General features: G+C 45.2%; 16 protein-coding genes and 2 tRNA genes. 1 reads left to right on the top strand and 17 read right to left on the bottom strand.

Going from position 1 to position 16,243, the window contains the following annotated elements:
* Positions 1–16: 16 nt before the first annotated feature.
* The 10 genes from nusA to rlmE all read right to left on the bottom strand — a co-directional run bounded on the left by nusA (position 17) and on the right by rlmE (position 8,842).
* Positions 17–1,516, bottom strand: a complete 1,500-nt coding sequence (gene nusA, locus SPUTW3181_RS05545; protein ID WP_011788442.1) for a transcription termination factor NusA — start codon at positions 1,514–1,516, stop codon at positions 17–19.
* A 29-nt stretch (positions 1,517–1,545) separates the two neighbouring features.
* Positions 1,546–2,001: a ribosome maturation factor RimP gene (gene rimP / locus SPUTW3181_RS05540; protein WP_011788441.1), complete on the bottom strand. Its 456-nt coding sequence runs from the start codon at positions 1,999–2,001 to the stop codon at positions 1,546–1,548.
* Positions 2,002–2,175: 174 nt separating this feature from the next.
* Positions 2,176–2,252: transfer RNA gene (locus SPUTW3181_RS05535), tRNA-Met, on the bottom strand.
* Positions 2,253–2,334: 82 nt separating this feature from the next.
* Positions 2,335–2,421: transfer RNA gene (locus tag SPUTW3181_RS05530), tRNA-Leu, on the bottom strand.
* Between the two features lie 11 nt (positions 2,422–2,432).
* Positions 2,433–2,768 (bottom strand): preprotein translocase subunit SecG, encoded by a 336-nt coding sequence (gene secG, locus SPUTW3181_RS05525; protein WP_011788440.1) that lies wholly within the window; start codon positions 2,766–2,768, stop codon positions 2,433–2,435.
* A 1-nt stretch (position 2,769) separates the two neighbouring features.
* The gene (gene tpiA / locus SPUTW3181_RS05520; RefSeq protein ID WP_006082720.1) at positions 2,770–3,552 is read right to left on the bottom strand and encodes a triose-phosphate isomerase; all 783 of its coding nucleotides are present in this window, start codon (positions 3,550–3,552) and stop codon (positions 2,770–2,772) included.
* 194 nt (positions 3,553–3,746) lie between these two features.
* The gene (glmM, locus tag SPUTW3181_RS05515) at positions 3,747–5,084 is read right to left on the bottom strand and encodes a phosphoglucosamine mutase (protein ID WP_011788439.1); all 1,338 of its coding nucleotides are present in this window, start codon (positions 5,082–5,084) and stop codon (positions 3,747–3,749) included.
* A gap of 80 nt (positions 5,085–5,164) precedes the next feature.
* Positions 5,165–5,998, bottom strand: coding sequence for a dihydropteroate synthase (gene folP, locus SPUTW3181_RS05510; protein WP_011788438.1), 834 nt, complete (start codon positions 5,996–5,998; stop codon positions 5,165–5,167).
* 211 nt (positions 5,999–6,209) lie between these two features.
* Positions 6,210–8,183: an ATP-dependent zinc metalloprotease FtsH gene (gene ftsH / locus SPUTW3181_RS05505; RefSeq protein WP_011788437.1), complete on the bottom strand. Its 1,974-nt coding sequence runs from the start codon at positions 8,181–8,183 to the stop codon at positions 6,210–6,212.
* A 29-nt stretch (positions 8,184–8,212) separates the two neighbouring features.
* Entirely contained in the window at positions 8,213–8,842 is a 630-nt protein-coding gene (gene rlmE / locus SPUTW3181_RS05500; RefSeq protein ID WP_011788436.1) for a 23S rRNA (uridine(2552)-2'-O)-methyltransferase RlmE, read from the bottom strand.
* Between the two features lie 90 nt (positions 8,843–8,932).
* On the opposite strand from rlmE, the gene yhbY reads away from it, so the two are divergent.
* A complete protein-coding gene (gene yhbY / locus SPUTW3181_RS05495) occupies positions 8,933–9,232 on the top strand; it encodes a ribosome assembly RNA-binding protein YhbY (RefSeq protein ID WP_006082725.1) in 300 nt (99 codons plus the stop codon).
* Between the two features lie 78 nt (positions 9,233–9,310).
* Here the strand turns inward: yhbY and secF are convergent, their stop codons facing one another.
* The 7 genes from secF to SPUTW3181_RS05460 all read right to left on the bottom strand — a co-directional run bounded on the left by secF (position 9,311) and on the right by SPUTW3181_RS05460 (position 15,905).
* Positions 9,311–10,207 (bottom strand): protein translocase subunit SecF, encoded by an 897-nt coding sequence (gene secF / locus SPUTW3181_RS05490; RefSeq protein WP_011788435.1) that lies wholly within the window; start codon positions 10,205–10,207, stop codon positions 9,311–9,313.
* A gap of 2 nt (positions 10,208–10,209) precedes the next feature.
* Complete coding sequence (gene secD, locus SPUTW3181_RS05485; protein ID WP_011788434.1) at positions 10,210–12,024, bottom strand: protein translocase subunit SecD; 1,815 nt, start codon at positions 12,022–12,024, stop codon at positions 10,210–10,212.
* A 225-nt stretch (positions 12,025–12,249) separates the two neighbouring features.
* On the bottom strand, positions 12,250–12,795 hold the full coding sequence (locus SPUTW3181_RS05480; protein WP_011788433.1) for a hypothetical protein: 546 nt from the start codon (positions 12,793–12,795) through the stop codon (positions 12,250–12,252).
* A gap of 353 nt (positions 12,796–13,148) precedes the next feature.
* Positions 13,149–13,625, bottom strand: a complete 477-nt coding sequence (greA, locus tag SPUTW3181_RS05475) for a transcription elongation factor GreA (protein WP_011788432.1) — start codon at positions 13,623–13,625, stop codon at positions 13,149–13,151.
* 299 nt (positions 13,626–13,924) lie between these two features.
* The gene (locus SPUTW3181_RS05470) at positions 13,925–14,743 is read right to left on the bottom strand and encodes a DUF4198 domain-containing protein (protein ID WP_011788431.1); all 819 of its coding nucleotides are present in this window, start codon (positions 14,741–14,743) and stop codon (positions 13,925–13,927) included.
* 37 nt (positions 14,744–14,780) lie between these two features.
* Entirely contained in the window at positions 14,781–15,293 is a 513-nt protein-coding gene (locus SPUTW3181_RS05465) for a DUF2271 domain-containing protein (RefSeq protein ID WP_011788430.1), read from the bottom strand.
* Positions 15,294–15,308: 15 nt separating this feature from the next.
* Positions 15,309–15,905, bottom strand: coding sequence for a PepSY-associated TM helix domain-containing protein (locus SPUTW3181_RS05460; protein ID WP_041408025.1), 597 nt, complete (start codon positions 15,903–15,905; stop codon positions 15,309–15,311).
* Positions 15,906–16,243: the final 338 nt, after the last annotated feature.

Below are 16,243 nucleotides of genomic sequence, written 5' to 3'. Positions count from 1 at the left end.
CCCCCTGTTGATCGACTTATGCTTCTTCGCCAAACCAACAGATGTTGCGGGCAGCCATGATGAGCGTACCTGCTTTTTCTTCTGTCAATTCTTCAATTTCGATCAAATCATCAATGCCTTGTTCAGCCAAGTCTTCTAGAGTCACAATACCTTTGCTTGCTAAAACATAGGCTAAGTGTCTTTCAACACCTTCAAGTGCTAACAACTCATCACTTGGCTCCACACCATCCAGTGCTTCTTCAGAAGCGAGCGCTCTTGTCGAGATCGCAGCTTTTGCACGTTCACGTAAAGCTTCAACGAGATCCTCGTCGAAACCGTCTATCGCCAATAATTCAGACACAGGTACATAAGCGACCTCTTCAAGCGACGTAAAGCCCTCATTCGCTAGTACTTGTGCAAAATCTTCATCGACATCCAGTGAATTAATAAACAGACTCACCACTTTGGCACTTTCAGCCTGATGTTTCTTATTCATGTCTTCCACTGTCATTACGTTCAGTTCCCAACCCGTAAGTTGAGTTGCTAAACGTACGTTCTGGCCATTACGTCCAATGGCTTGTGCCAAACTATCAGCCTCAACCGCGATATCCATTGAATGGTTATCTTCGTCGACGATGATAGAAGCTACATCAGCTGGCGCCATGGCATTGATCACATATTGTGCTGGATTATCATCCCACAATACGATATCAACACGCTCGCCACCCAGTTCATTTGATACTGCTTGTACACGTGCGCCGCGCATGCCAACACACGCACCGATAGGATCGATACGGCGATCATTCGACTTAACCGCGATCTTAGCGCGTGCGCCTGGATCACGGGCTGCGCCCATGACTTCGATCAATTCATCAGCGATTTCAGGTACTTCAACACGGAAAAGCTCAATCAGCATTTCGGGTTTAGTACGGCTTAGGAATAATTGTGCACCGCGAGCTTCTGGACGTACTGAGTACAATAATGCACGCACACGGTCACCAGGGCGGAAAGATTCGCGTGAAATTAAATCTTCACGGAACAGCACGCCATCAGCATTATTGCCTAAATCGACCACGACACTTTCACGGGTTGCTTTTTTCACAACGCCAGTGATCAGTTCGCCTTCTTTATCTCTGAACTGCTCAACCACTTGAGCACGTTCAGCTTCACGTACCTTTTGTACGATCACTTGTTTGGCGGTTTGAGTCGTAATGCGGTCAAATACAACAGACTCGATATCGTCTTCGATAAACTCACCCGGTTGAATATCCGGATTTTCATAACGAGCCGCCTCAAGCGTAATCTCGCGAAATGGGTTTTCTAAGGCTTCACCGTGATCATCAACGACCATCCAACGGCGGAATGTCTCATAGCCACCCGTTTTGCGGTCAATCGCAACGCGGACATCAATATCGCCATCGTATTTTTTCTTGGTTGCAGTAGCCAGAGCGATCTCTAGCGCTTCAAAAATTTTCTCGCGTGGAACGGCCTTTTCATTTGAAACCGCTTCAGCGACTAGCAGGATCTCTTTATTCATCTCGTCTTGCCTCGTTCACCTTGAAACTATCAAAACTTAGCGATTACGTTGCCTTTACGGATATTATCCAGGGCGACAACTAGCTCTTTACCATTCACATTCAGTGAGAGCATTTGCCCTTCGACCTTTGTAATGGCGCCTTTTAAATTACGACTGCCCGCGACGGGCATAGTCAGTTGAACTTTTACATCTTCCCCTACATAGGCTGCATACTGCTCGGCAGTAAACAATGGCCTATCCACACCAGGTGAAGAAACCTCTAGGGTATATTCGGTCGAAATAGGGTCTTCAACATCAAGTACAGCACTGACTTGGCGGCTGGTATTAGCACAATCTTCGATATTGATACCATTTTCACCGTCGATGAACACGCGCAGTATTGAATGTTTACCCGCTTGAACATATTCAATGCCCCAGAGTTGAAAGCCTAATGCTTCCACAGGCACTTTGAGCATTTCTGCCAGTCTGGATTCTAATGTTGCCAAAATTGACCCCCGGAAAAAACAAAAAAGGGCTAAATAGCCCTAGTAAAACGTCGTAAAGAATATATACGACAAATTTAAAAGTCCTAGATAACAAAAAACCCCGTAATCACGAGGTTTTTAGTGTCAAGAACCTGTAAACCATAACGAATTCAAACACTATTCGTTACTAGGAGCTGGTTGCGGGGGCCGGATTTGAACCGACGACCTTCGGGTTATGAGCCCGACGAGCTACCATGCTGCTCCACCCCGCGTCAACTGTGTGCAAGTATATTGACTATCGTCTTTTCTTGCAATAACTAAGACTGAACTTACATCGTCAATCTTAATTATATTTGGTGCCGAGAGCGGGACTTGAACCCGCACGACCGTTAGGCCACAGCCACCTCAAGGCTGCGCGTCTACCAATTTCGCCACCTCGGCGACACCTTTTACTAGTCAGGAATTTTTGTTTCTGACTTTTCAGTTCCATCTTGAACAGGTTGAGTGACCTGTTCAGTATCTGAACCTAAATTTTTCCATGAATCTTCATTTTTTGCGTGGTTTGCACTTAAGTTACCGATAATCAGACTTAAGGTAAAAAACGCAATGGCAAGAATCGCCGTAGTGCGTGTCAGAAAATTACCTGAACCGCTTGAACCAAACAGAGTACCTGATGCACCGGCGCCAAACGAGGCCCCCATGTCAGCTCCCTTACCTTGTTGAATTAAAACTAGGCCAATTAACCCTAATGCAACCAACAAGTAAATAACTAGTAGAACTTCATACATATTATGCGCTCATCGCTATGGTACACAGACTTAAAAACTCGCTAGAGTTTAAGCTAGCACCGCCAATCAGTCCACCATCAACATCAGGTTGGGCAAATAAATCTGCAGCATTACTCGGCGTCACACTACCACCGTAGAGAATCCTGATATTTTCTCCGATAAATGGAGATACTTCAGAGAGACGTTTGCGAATAAACGCATGAACTTCTTGTGCCTGCTCTGGTGTAGCGCTTTTACCTGTCCCTACAGCCCATAGTGGCTCGTAGGCGATAATGGCGTTATCAAAAGCCATAGTGCCATTTTTCTGGATCACTATATCCAACTCTTCCGCAATTACCTCGAAGGTACGTCTTGCTTCACGCGCTGGACCTGACTCTCCCACACACAATATTGGGGTTAAGCCGTGCTTTTGTGCAGCGGCGAATTTCTCCGCTACAATATTACTCGTCTCTCCGTACATACGGCGACGTTCTGAATGTCCGATAATCACATATCGACATCCTGAATCTTTTAGCATCTGACCTGAAACTTCTCCGGTATAAGCGCCAAAGTCGTGTTGACTTAGGTTTTGTGCGCCCATCCTAACAAGTGAACCGTCTAACGCTTCCTTGTTTGCTTCTAGCAGTTGCCTAACGCTCTCTAGATAGATAGAAGGCGGGCATAAAACCACTTCAGCTGAATCATTTTGGAGCTTAGAGGCAAATTTTTTGAACAACTCTTGTGCTAATGCTGCACTGCCGTTCATCTTCCAATTGCCAGCTACCATAGGACGTCTGAGTGCCATCACTGTCTCCTCTGAAAGCGGCGTGAATAATAGCGAACCACTTATTAAGTTACAATAGCTAAATTCGATTTTTTTCAGTTACCTTGTCGGGATGCTTACTTTTTACACGACCAAGCTATTTTCTGTTCATTTGTGCAGCTAACACCTTCATTTTAAATTGGTATCAGCCGCACTCATTACAAAATAGGAAAATATTAGCTTGCCGATTTTACCGCATCCGCAATCAAATTTGCGTGCGCCAATACTGCACTATGATCGTCACCTTCCACCATGACACGGATCAAAGGTTCAGTGCCTGACTTACGTAATAGCACACGACCACGTAAGCCCAATTGAGATTCAACCTGTGCCTGCACCGCTTTAACTTTATCAGACTTTAGGGGATCGTGTTCGCCTTCAAAGCGCACATTGACTAACACTTGGGGTAGCATTTCCATCGCAGAGGTCAATTCTTCTAGCGTGGCATTCTGACGACGCATGGCCGCTAACACTAAAATCCCCGCAATAATACCGTCACCCGTCGTACCATGGTCAAGGTTAAGAATATGCCCTGAGTTTTCACCACCGATGCGCCAGTCAAGTTCTTTAAGTAGTTCCATCACATAACGGTCGCCCACTTTCGAACGCGCAAAGGGGATATCTAATGCTTGCAAGGCGAGATCGAGCCCAAGGTTTGACATTAACGTACCAACAACACCACCGCGTAATACGCCACGGGATTTCGCATCACAGGCTAGAATATATAAAATTTGATCGCCGTCGATGACTTCACCTTTGCTGTTGACCATCATAATACGATCACCGTCACCGTCGAGTGCGATACCTAAATCGGCACTTTCGGCCAAAACGGTTTCACAAATCTTGCCCATGGACGTTGCGCCCACTTTATCATTGATGTTCATCCCGTTGGGTTTATCACCAATGGCAATAACCTCGGCGCCTAGCTCACGAAACACAGCTGGCGCTATGTGATAAGTTGCACCATGGGCACAATCGACCACAATTTTTAGCCCAGTTAACGTGTGTTCTGCAGGAAAATTACCTTTGCAATACTCAATATAACGGCCACGGGCATCTTCAATACGCGATACCTTCCCCAATAGATGCGACTCAACACAAACGAGGGGCTTTTCAAGCTCGGCTTCAATTTCTAGCTCTAGGTTATCGTCTAACTTACTGCCGTCGGTGGAGAAAAACTTAATACCGTTATCGTAATACGGATTGTGTGACGCGCTGATCACCACCCCAGCTTCGGCGCGAAACGTACGCGTCAAATAGGCTACAGCTGGCGTTGGCATTGGTCCCATTAACATCACATTAAGGCCTGCAGCAGAAAGGCCCGCTTCTAATGCTGACTCAAACATATAACCAGAAATACGGGTATCTTTACCTATAATCACCTTTTTGGTACCACTGCGGGATAACACACGCCCCGCCGCCCAACCTAACTTAAGCGCAAGCTCAGGCGTCATTTGACCTGAACCGACCTTTCCCCGAATACCGTCAGTTCCAAAAAATTTACGTTCTTTCATATCGCTCCACAAACTCAAATGTGTCCCAATGATTTGGGATCATAATATTAATTAAATGCTTAACGAGAGCATAACGATGCTTAAAAATACGCTTGTGTCGCTTGTAACACCTTGAGCATATCCACAGTTTGCGCAACATCATGCACGCGAATGATATGAGCGCCTTTTTGGGCCGCTATCAAAGCGCCAGCAAGGCTCCCAGCAAGACGTTCTGAGGTCGGTTTTGCTAAGAGATTTCCTATCATGCTCTTACGAGATAATCCTATTAATATCGGTAAATCAAACTTGGAAAAATGGTCTAGTTTTGCCAGTAATTCATAGTTATGTTCTAAACTTTTGCCAAAACCGAATCCCGGATCGAGTATTAATAACTCACGGGAGATCCCCGCTCGCAAACAAGTCTCAATCCGTTCAGTTAAAAAGGCAGAAACGTCTTCAATAACATTATGGTAAGTCGGAGAAAACTGCATGCTTTGGGGGTCACCTTGCATATGCATCAGACATATGGGGACTTGCAACTCTGCGGCGGCTTCAAGCGCTCCAGGTTCCATCAGGGCGCGCACATCGTTAATCAAATGTGCGCCTGCAGCAACAGCTTGACGCATCACTTCAGCTTTACTGGTATCGACCGAAATCCACACATCGTGGTGCGCCGCAACATATTTCACTAACGGGATCACCCGCGCAAGCTCATCGGCTAAGCTCACCTCGGCGGCACCCGGTCTTGTCGACTCACCGCCAATATCAATCATTCCCGCGCCTTGAGCCACCATATCATCGGCATGTTGGCAGGCTAATTCATAGGAAGAATATTGACCACCGTCGGAAAAAGAATCGGGAGTGACATTAAGAATACCCATCACAATGGGCGAAGATAATGCGAGGCGTTTAGTGCCAGCAATCAGTTCAAACACGCATTTACTCCTGTAATACGAACACGTACGATTTTACTCGCTGGCATCACTTGCGTCATTACTTTTAAGCTATCACTTTCTATTCGAACTAACTAATGTCAAAGGACAAATATCTGTCGTGATAGACAATATTAATGACAGTGCCGTCAAATTGCTAACAAGGTAAAACAAGAAAACCCCTTTACGGGGTTTTCTTTGGTTTCACAACACGTTATTTAGCTGGAGATTCATCAGGAGCTTTCAGTTCTGGCTCAACAGGTGCTGCAATAACACTGTCTTCCGCTTTCGCAGCTGGTTCACCATGGCCATTGCCTTTATCGTTAGAACCATTGTCATCCACTTGCCAATCGGCAGGCTGACGCACTTCCCGACGATTCATCAAATCATCAATTTGAAGTGAATCAATGGTTTCATACTTCATCAAGGCTTCTTTCATTGAGTGCAGAATATCGAGGTTATCCGTCAATATCTGTCTCGCTCTGGCGTAGTTTTTGTCGATAAAGACTTTCACTTCTGCATCGATAATAGTTGCCGTTTCATCGGACATGGCTTTGGCTTTACCCATACTACGGCCTAAGAACACTTCGCCGTCTTCTTCGGCATACAGCAATGGACCTAGCTTGTCCGAGAAGCCCCACTGAGTCACCATGTTACGCGCAATAGATGTCGCGTATTTGATGTCCTGTGATGCGCCAGTCGACACTTTGTCGCTACCGTAAATGAGTTCCTCTGCTAAACGACCACCGTAAGCGACTGAAATTTGGCTTTCTAACTTGCGACGGCTTTGACTGACTGAGTCTGCTTCAGGTAAGAAGAAAGTCACGCCCAGTGCACGACCGCGAGGAATGATAGTCACCTTGTGCACAGGATCGTGCTCTGGCACTAAACAACCCACAATCGCATGACCCGCTTCATGGTAAGCGGTCATTTCTTTTTCGGCTTCAGACATCACCATAGAGCGGCGCTCAGCACCCATCATGATTTTATCTTTTGCACGCTCAAATTCTTCCATGCCTACAACTCGGCGATTTCCGCGAGCCGCAAACAGGGCAGCTTCGTTCACTAAGTTAGCTAAGTCAGCACCCGAGAAACCTGGTGTACCACGGGCAATAACGCTTGCCTTTACATCTTCTGAAAGCGGAACTTTACGCATATGCACTTTCAAAATCTGCTCACGGCCACGAACGTCAGGTAAGCCAACGACCACTTGACGGTCAAAACGCCCCGGACGTAATAGCGCAGAATCGAGTACGTCTGGACGGTTAGTCGCCGCGATAACGATAACGCCTTCATTACCTTCAAAGCCATCCATCTCAACCAGCATTTGGTTCAGTGTTTGCTCACGCTCATCGTGCCCCCCACCTAAACCCGCACCACGTTGACGACCGACCGCATCAATTTCATCGATGAAGATGATACAAGGTGCAGACTTTTTCGCTTGTTCAAACATGTCACGCACACGGGATGCACCGACACCAACAAACATTTCAACGAAATCCGAACCCGAGATAGTGAAGAAAGGTACTTTAGATTCGCCCGCAATGGCTTTTGCCAGCAAGGTTTTACCTGTACCAGGAGGACCCACCATCAGCACGCCCGTTGGAATACGGCCGCCCAACTTTTGGAATTTAGTCGGATCGCGCAGGTAATCAACCAGCTCTTTCACTTCTTCTTTCGCCTCGTCACAACCCGCAACATCGGCAAATGTCGTTTTAATCTGATCTTCGCTCATCAGTTTGGCTTTGCTCTTACCAAAGGACATAGCGCCTTTGCCACCGCCGCCTTGCATCTGGCGCATGAAGAAAATCCATACCCCGATAAGCAATAACATCGGGAACCAAGAGATGAAGATTTGGGTTAAGAACCCTGATTCTTCGGCTTCTTGCCCCTTCATAGTGATGCCTTTACGATCAAGATCATTAATTAAATCTTGGTCATATAACGGCATGATAGTAGTGAATTTTTCACCAGTCCGTTTAGCACCTTCAATCGTACGTTGATCGCTCTTAACCTCGACCGTAGCAACCTGCCCATCACGAACATTGTCTAAGAAGGTAGAATAATCCATCTTCTGCGATGACGAAGAAGAGGGGGAGTAACCCTGAAACACTGACATCAGCACAACGGCGATGACAACCCAGAGTATTAGATTTTTTGCCATGTCACTCAAATTACTAGACCTCATAAAGTCTTGCGATGATTAACGCTAGAGTACTACAACTTGTACCCTGTCGCCACAAGATAGACTTCCCGGGAACGCGCCCGCGAAGAGTCCGGTTTACGTGTTTTAACTACTTTAAACGCTTCTTTAACCGCTTTCATGTATTCGTCAAAGCCCTCCCCCTGAAAGACTTTCACCGCAAAACTCCCATTAGGTGCCAATACTTGATGACACATATCTAAGGCGAGTTCCACTAAATACATAGCACGCGGTTGATCGACACCGTCTGAACCACTCATGTTAGGCGCCATGTCTGACAACACAACGTCAACCTTATCTGCACCGACGCGGGTAAGCAATGCTTCAAGGACTTTTTCTTCACGAAAATCCCCTTGCAAAAAGTCTACCCCAACGATGGGATCCATGGGTAAAATATCACAGGCGATAACCTTTCCCCTATCTCCAACCAACTTAACCGCTACCTGTGACCAGCCACCTGGTGCTGCTCCCAGGTCGACTACCGTCATACCAGGGCGAATAAGTTGATCCTTTTGCTGAAGTTCTTCAAGCTTAAACGCAGCGCGAGAACGCAATCCCCGTTTCTGTGCTAGTTTGACATAATGATCATCAAAGTGTTCCAGCATCCAGCGATTGGAACTGGCCGTACGTTTTTTACCTGACATTTAAAATCCGCAACAATTGAGAGTTACACAAGGGCTATATAAGGGTAGAATAGCCGTTTTTCAACAGTAACTCAGCAAAAGTTGGTAGAAATGAACTTAACAACCAAACAAAAACAGCATTTAAAAGGTCTAGCGCATCCGCTAAAGCCAGTGGTGCTGCTTGGTGCCAATGGATTGACTGAAGGTGTACTCGCTGAAATTGAAAGCGCACTCGCTTATCATGAATTGATTAAAGTGAAAGTAGCCTCTGCCGACAGAGAGCTAAAAAATGCCATCGTTGATGCCATAGTACGTGAAACTCAATCCGCAAAAGTGCAACTTATTGGTCATATTCTGGTGATTTATCGTCAATCGCCGGAAATGAAGATTGCTCTGCCAAAGGCAAAGTAATTTTTCTTAATTTTTATTGTGTTAACAAAGAGGCCACTCAATTGAGTGGCCTCTTTGTTTTCACTTTACGTTGAACGATTAAGGCGTATCTGAAATGACTTGCACCTTATAATGCTCTGGCGATAAACCTAACAGTTCAGGTAATGAAGTACCAACAGAAATAGATGAGAATGTTCCCGTTAAAATACCGATAAACATGGCAATCGAAAACCCCTCCAGCGGCCCACCACCCATGATCCACAGTGCACCAACCGTCATTAAGGTGGTCCCTGATGTCACCATAGTGCGGGAAAACGTCGCCACAATCGCTTGATTATTAATCTCTTGAATCGCAAGTTTTGGCTTAGCAATTAATAACTCACGAATACGATCAGCAATGATAATCGAGTCATTTAAGGAATAGCCTAAAATCGCCAGCACAGCAGCGAGCACAGTTAAATTAAACTCCATCTGCGTCAGCGCAAAGAAAGCAAGCACAAAAATCACATCATGCACTAACGCGAATAGTGCACCAGAAGCAAGCCGCCATTCGAAGCGATAACTTAAGTACCCCAAAATACACAGCATAGCGACTAGCAGTGCTAAACCACCCTGCTCTGCCAATTCTTTACCTACCTGCGGGCCAACAATACTGGTATTTAGCACTTGTATCTCGCCCAGTGGCGCTAAGGTTTGCGCAATATCCACATTGCTTTGTGCAGTGTCAGCATAACGTAACACCCAACGCCCCGGCTCACTGGCCGAAACCACACTGACCTCTTGTTGATAAGCAGCGTTGAGTAAAGGTTGCAACTCACTGCTGGTAATTTTTCTATCGATCTGCACTTCGGTGACCACACCACCGGTAAAATCTAAGCCCCAGTTAAAGCCCTTCACGCCGATAATGGTTAACGATGCCAGCATTAAAAAGATCGAAATCGCGCTCGAAATATAGCGCCACAGAGTTAATTGACCCGTTAGATTGATATTTTTCATGGTTATACCCTCACATGACGGCTAGCATCACGTCCATAAACTAAGTTGATCAAGGCCCTTGAAGCAAAGATACCGGTAAACATGCTGGTCAATAGACCTAGACCTAAGGTCAAGGCAAAACCTTGGATCGGACCGTTACCAATGGAATAAAGCACAACAGCGGTGATCATCGTGGTGAAGTTAGCGTCGAAAATGGTAGAAAATGCGCTATCAAACCCAGTATCAATCGCCAGCGCGAAACTGCGACCTTCTTTTAACTTATCTTTTATCCGCTCGAAAATCAGCACGTTAGTATCAACCGCCATACCCACAGTTAACACTAGGCCGGCAATACCGGGTAAGGTCAATACAGCGCCAGGGATAAGCGCCAGTAAACCAAACAGGATCACCATATTGCTAATCAGTGCAATATTTGCCACCCAACCGAGACGGCGATACCAAAGCGCCATAAACAACAAGGTAATACCCATACCCAAACCGAGCGCGGCAAAACCGTTTTCAATGTTTTCAGCACCTAATGTCGGACCAATGGTGCGCTCCTCAACGATAGTCACAGGCGCCGTCATAGAACCCGCTCGCAGTAACAGAGCTAATTGTTGTGCTTCTTGGTAGGTGCCCGCACCAGTGATGCGAAAACGATCCCCAAGCTGAGATTGAATGGTCGCGACGCTGATAATTTCTTGAGTTTGCTTGGCTTTACCTTGCTCATCACGGCTGTATTCACTGTAAGACGTCGCCATAGGCTTACCAATATTGGTACGGGAAAACTCGGACATTTTCTGCCCGCCGACACGGTCAAGATTTATGTTCACCTCGGCCATACCCATCTCGCCTATGCTTGCCCTCGCATCGACAATATGATCGCCACCCAGCACTGGTGTGCGACCAACATAAACCGAATTACCTGACTTATCTTTAAGTACCATAGCATTCACAGAGCCAGACTCTTTCACCTCGAAGAAAGCCAAGCTCGCTGTAGCACCAATCACGTTTTTAGCGGCGGCAGGATCTTGTACTCCAGGCAATTCAATCCGAATTCGGTGCTCGCCTTGGCGCTGCACTAAGGCTTCAGTGATGCCAAGTTCTTCAATACGACTACGCATAACCTGCAGGTTTTGCTGCACGGTTAAATTACGCAATTTCGTTTGTTCTTCTTGGCTCAACTTAATCTGTAAACCAGCATCATCTGCATTAGATGACTGCCAATTGGGATAGGACTGTTTCATCATCTGACGCACGGCCGCGCGAGCATCATTATCAGGCAAGGTTACATTCAACTGGCTGCTTTGATCCAAATGCACGCTAGCGCCACGAATGTTCTGCTCACGGATAAATTGGCGTAGTGAATCGACAAGTGCTTCTGCCTGAGTTTGATACACAGGTTCAACATCCACATCGAGTAAGAACTGTACGCCACCGCGTAAATCGAGCCCCAGCTTAATCGGCTGAAAGCCTAAGTTTTGTAACCAACTTGGCGCCGCACTGGCAAGGGATAAAGTCAACTCTTTTGGCTCTGTCACCATAGAAGAAACCAAAGTTTTGACTAAGGTTTGTTGGCTATCCTCATCGAGGACAATTAAGGTTTCACCATTCTTTTGGTCGATACGTTTTACCGTCACGCCTTCAGCTTGCAGCTTATCTCGAAGGGCAACAGGCGCGAGTGTTAACCCCGCCTTCGCGCCCACTTGCACTGCGGCATCCTCACCATAAAATGTTGGCAAGGCACTGAATAACATCACAATGAGAGTAACAACCAAGACTACGTATTTCCAGGCTGAATAGTGATTTAACAGCCGTTGATTGGGTTTTCTTTCCATGGGATTAACTCGCTATTTATCGCTCAGCATTTGAGTCAAATCGCTAAACGAACATATTGATATCAGTCCGAAACATGTTATTAAGTACCAGCAGCTAAGCTCGTAAGGCTCAAGTCATCACGCCCTATTTAGCCACAAACAAAAGTTTCGGTGAGAACAAAAATGCAATGGCATGCAAGCTCAACGGGAGCAGACTCCAGTTGATGGCACACCTAAATAGGCGAATTAAGCGGCTTGTTGGCTAAATCGATATTGAAGATTTGAGACTTTCCAACCCGAGATTCGCGCAGGGGAAGATACAGCCGAAAGCGTCCAATCGGATGTGATATCAAGCTTGGGCAATTCCACGATATTAGGCGCGGATTCTGAAGTAAAATCCAGTGCGAGCAAATATTCCGGCTTGACCTCTCGCACATCGTGCTGGGCAAGACTGATAAATCGCGCCGAATTTATGGGGGCAAAATCTAAGTCGTCCGAATGGCTAACATAATCAGAACTCGGACAAGGTGATGGCAAGGATGCCAAATTTGCGCTGGCTAGATTAATATCATGAGTATTCAATGAACTGCAGTTTTCAACAGTTTGCGCATTAGATAGGGCTATGGGGCTTGTATCTGAAGGGCGATGAGGAGCAGTGTTTGGTTTTAGATTGTGTGTTGATACATGCTGCATCAAAACATGCTGGTGAGTTGCATCACTGCGCTGCACATAGGTTTTTTGAATATTGGCAGCCGAGTGGGCAATCAACATGATCGCCACGCAAACTAACATCAATCCCGTCCACCAATGCTTTACCAAAGCTTGCCCTCTTAAAACACAAGAAAAATCATTAAAATTAAAATAACATTTTAGCTGATGATGAAAAAAGTGGTTCTAAATACGCAAAATCAACAATATATCTATATGCTAATGTTGATATCGCGAGCTTTGCAGCTTAAGTAAAAACTGACCAAGAGACAAATTAATCTTTATCCATCTTATCTATTTATTCTTGACCAAAGCCATGGATGAAGGTGCCAGTTCAAGTCCTAAACAAAGATACACACTTTAACTAGCGGATAACAAAAACCGCCCAAAGGCGGTTTGAGAACAGCAACGAGCCACACTCAAGTATGTTAAGCAGGCTATATATATTGTACGGAGATGATTTCGTAATCGGTTACTCCGCCTGGAGTGGTAATAGAGACCTCATCACCTTCATTTTTACCCACAAGACCACGGGCAATAGGTGAATTAACCGAAATCAGATTCTCTTTAATATTAGCTTCATCGTCACCGACGATACGATAAGTCACTTCAGCATCGGTATCTAGGTTTAAAATGGTGACTGTGGCGCCAAAAATAATCCGGCCGTTATTCACCATCTTAGTCACATCGATGATCTGCGCATTAGAGAGTTTTCCCTCAATATCCCGAATACGGGCTTCACAAATACCCTGCTCTTCACGGGCCGCATGATATTCCGCATTTTCTTTTAGGTCACCTAATTCTCTGGCTGAGGCAATCGCTTCAGTGATTTTTGGGCGACGCTCAAACTTGAGAATATCTAACTCTTTACGCAGCTGCTCTGCACCGACAACTGTCATAGGAACCTTAGTCATAACTTCTTTCGTCTCCTTTAAAACAAAAGCAACCCGTGCCAACGCTGAGGTCAGCACAGTCAAATGAAGGTGGAATTGCGCTATTCTAATCGTTATGCGCTTTTGATGCATCAAGAACGATGCGTTGACGCAGCTTACCCAACCTGAAGCAGAGTTACCAGCATTGAAATTCAAATCTGTATATCTAGGGAAGTTTCGCACAAATTTTAGTATGGAATGGCAATAAAAAATGCCCACTCGCCATTAAGAGAGTGGGCATAAATACTTAAAATTTAAACCTCAAATAGCAGTTAACCCGCCTATTCAAGCCCCGCCTCGAAGGTTAAAAATATTTCGCTTACGGTTTTATCAGCAAGGGATTTATCTGAATTCGGGCGCTCAATCGCCGCATGTAAGAGATAACGTCCCGCTGAAGGTAAGGTCATTGAAATTTTACCTTCTTTATCTGAGGTGAATTCGATTTCTTCTGGCTTGTTACGATATAAGCTACCGTCTTTCATAATGGCGACTTTTACGCCTTCAACAGGCTTACCATCGAAAACAAATTGCAATATAGCGGCTTCATTTTCAACGATATCTGCAGGATGGGTTACAGGCACTAGCTCTAAAAACTCGCCTTTAGGCTTTAACACTTCATCGGTTGGCTTATTACGTGTTACGTAGGTTTCAACCCGCGACACATTTAAGGCACTTTCAAGATCATAGGCCCCTTTAGGCATAGCCGCTGCCGTTGATTTTTTATCTAAGCGACTACGGACAACGCCCTCCTTTCCCTTGACTTTATATTGAGAAAAATAACGCGGAGATACTTCTTTTTCAAACTTATAGGTACCATCTTGTGTTAACTGCACATCGAACACCGATTTACGCCCTCCAGTGTAACTTGAGCTTGGAGACGTTGATTTTCCGTTGGGCTGTAATACCCTTACATCGCTGGCAGTATAAGGTTTATCCATCATAAAAACTTGATTACTGGCCGACACATCGGAAGTGATCCACACAGCCTCTTGGCTTTCGGCGGAAACATTAAAATGGCTAGGTAGAATCCATCTGTCATGGCTGCTTGCCAAAGGGCTAATGCAGAGCGAGGTGAATAATGCAATCAGACGTAATTTCATATTTTTTCCTTAAGTTAAACAATCAACTATAGCGAGCTTAGCGAGTCATTCCGCTTAAGCGGATATCGATAATGCCAGTTTCAGTTGTTGCAGGGATCTGTACCGAAAAGTCCCCCGCGCTCAAATCAATATTTTGACGCACTAAATCACGCCCCCCATGCTCACGCACCACTTCAACAAAGAGTGTGTAAGTACCAAGTTCTATGGATTTACCAGCGTCATCTTTTAGATCCCAATCAATTTTGTATCGGCCTGCTGGACGGGTAGCTGACGCGATACCATCCACAAAACTCATATCTTCACGCCCCGCTTTACGCCACCAGCGACGGATATCTTTTAGCCATTTATACCCTTCATTCCATACCCATAGACTTAAGGTTTTAACAGGTTGCCCTTGGGCGTTTTCAACCCATACAGCAACATAAGGCCTATGGTATTGCCCTTCGGTAATTTCAGGTAAAGTCAAATCAACTGTCATTTTCGGCGCAGCAAATGCCGCTGAGCTCATTAACATTGCACTGGCTGCAATGGTGCAAATAAGATAACGCATACTCGCCTACACTCCTTATGGAACAAAATAAACATACACAAGTCCGCAGCTTCCGCTGACTAACACCATGTATAGCAATGATTTTTTAAGACGTTTTGTTTGTGGAAGCAAAAGGTAAGCCCCCGTCAGCGAAAATAAGATAATGAGCACTGCACTCAGATCGAGTATCCAAGCCCAAACGGTCCCGGTGTTTCGCCCCTTATGCAAATCATTGAGTACCGCCACAACACCATAATCAATGCTTTCGACATAGGCTTTTGCATCAAGTAAATCCAGTGTCACACTGCGATAGGTTCCAGGCCCTTTATTGACGAGGCTAATTTCATCTTCACTGATATCAGCGCTCACGATATCCATCGCCCATTCACTTTTTAGCCAATGCCCAGCGGCTAAACGCCACTGTGGATCTTGCGCATCGACAGGGAGTAAATAACTAGGAATTGCAACTTGCTCACGCAAAGGCTCCTGATCTGCTCCTGAAAACCAATTTGGATGGTTTAATGTTATTCCTGTTACCGCGAAAAACAGCATCAGCAATAATAACGCCATAGAAACATAAACATGGATAATACGGGCATAGGATAACGATGACTTACTGACTTTTAATTTCAATGACACATTCTCTAAAAGAGACCATATTGAATTGAACCTCAAAACTTCAATATCAGCCTTTATTACGCAACAGGGTTTACGATTGCATTAAACAAAATTAATGGCCCGAAGATTAAATGATATTTATTATCAAACAGTACCAAGTTTACAAACTTTACATATTGAGTACTGAAAAACCACTTTTTCACAGTTGGTTGATTTAATTGTTAAGAATAGCCCTCTTCAAACTCACTCCATGCAACATCTGTAAAAATAGCCATCTTAAGAGGCCATTAAATCAACATTATCACCATTTCAGAATGTTAAAATTTACCTTTATCACCTCTCGTTTACCCCGT

The organism is Shewanella sp. W3-18-1, assembly GCF_000015185.1.
Classification (GTDB): Bacteria; Pseudomonadota; Gammaproteobacteria; order Enterobacterales; family Shewanellaceae; genus Shewanella; species Shewanella putrefaciens.
The sequence above is the reverse complement of the archived record's forward strand: the minus strand, read 5'-3'. Positions and strand labels throughout refer to the sequence as shown.

Coding starts and splice junctions, on each gene's coding strand:
- rlmE (WP_011788436.1), bottom strand. CDS start 8,842: ATGTCAGGTAAAAAACGTACGGCCAGTTCCAATCGCTGGATGCTGGAA.
- SPUTW3181_RS05480 (WP_011788433.1), bottom strand. CDS start 12,795: ATGTTAGTTTGCGTGGCGATCATGTTGATTGCCCACTCGGCTGCCAAT.
- yhbY (WP_006082725.1), top strand. CDS start 8,933: ATGAACTTAACAACCAAACAAAAACAGCATTTAAAAGGTCTAGCGCAT.
- greA (WP_011788432.1), bottom strand. CDS start 13,625: ATGACTAAGGTTCCTATGACAGTTGTCGGTGCAGAGCAGCTGCGTAAA.
- tpiA (WP_006082720.1), bottom strand. CDS start 3,552: ATGGCACTCAGACGTCCTATGGTAGCTGGCAATTGGAAGATGAACGGC.
- SPUTW3181_RS05470 (WP_011788431.1), bottom strand. CDS start 14,743: ATGAAATTACGTCTGATTGCATTATTCACCTCGCTCTGCATTAGCCCT.
- secF (WP_011788435.1), bottom strand. CDS start 10,207: ATGAAAAATATCAATCTAACGGGTCAATTAACTCTGTGGCGCTATATT.
- ftsH (WP_011788437.1), bottom strand. CDS start 8,183: ATGAGGTCTAGTAATTTGAGTGACATGGCAAAAAATCTAATACTCTGG.
- secD (WP_011788434.1), bottom strand. CDS start 12,024: ATGGAAAGAAAACCCAATCAACGGCTGTTAAATCACTATTCAGCCTGG.
- nusA (WP_011788442.1), bottom strand. CDS start 1,516: ATGAATAAAGAGATCCTGCTAGTCGCTGAAGCGGTTTCAAATGAAAAG.
- glmM (WP_011788439.1), bottom strand. CDS start 5,084: ATGAAAGAACGTAAATTTTTTGGAACTGACGGTATTCGGGGAAAGGTC.
- secG (WP_011788440.1), bottom strand. CDS start 2,768: ATGTATGAAGTTCTACTAGTTATTTACTTGTTGGTTGCATTAGGGTTA.
- SPUTW3181_RS05465 (WP_011788430.1), bottom strand. CDS start 15,293: ATGCGTTATCTTATTTGCACCATTGCAGCCAGTGCAATGTTAATGAGC.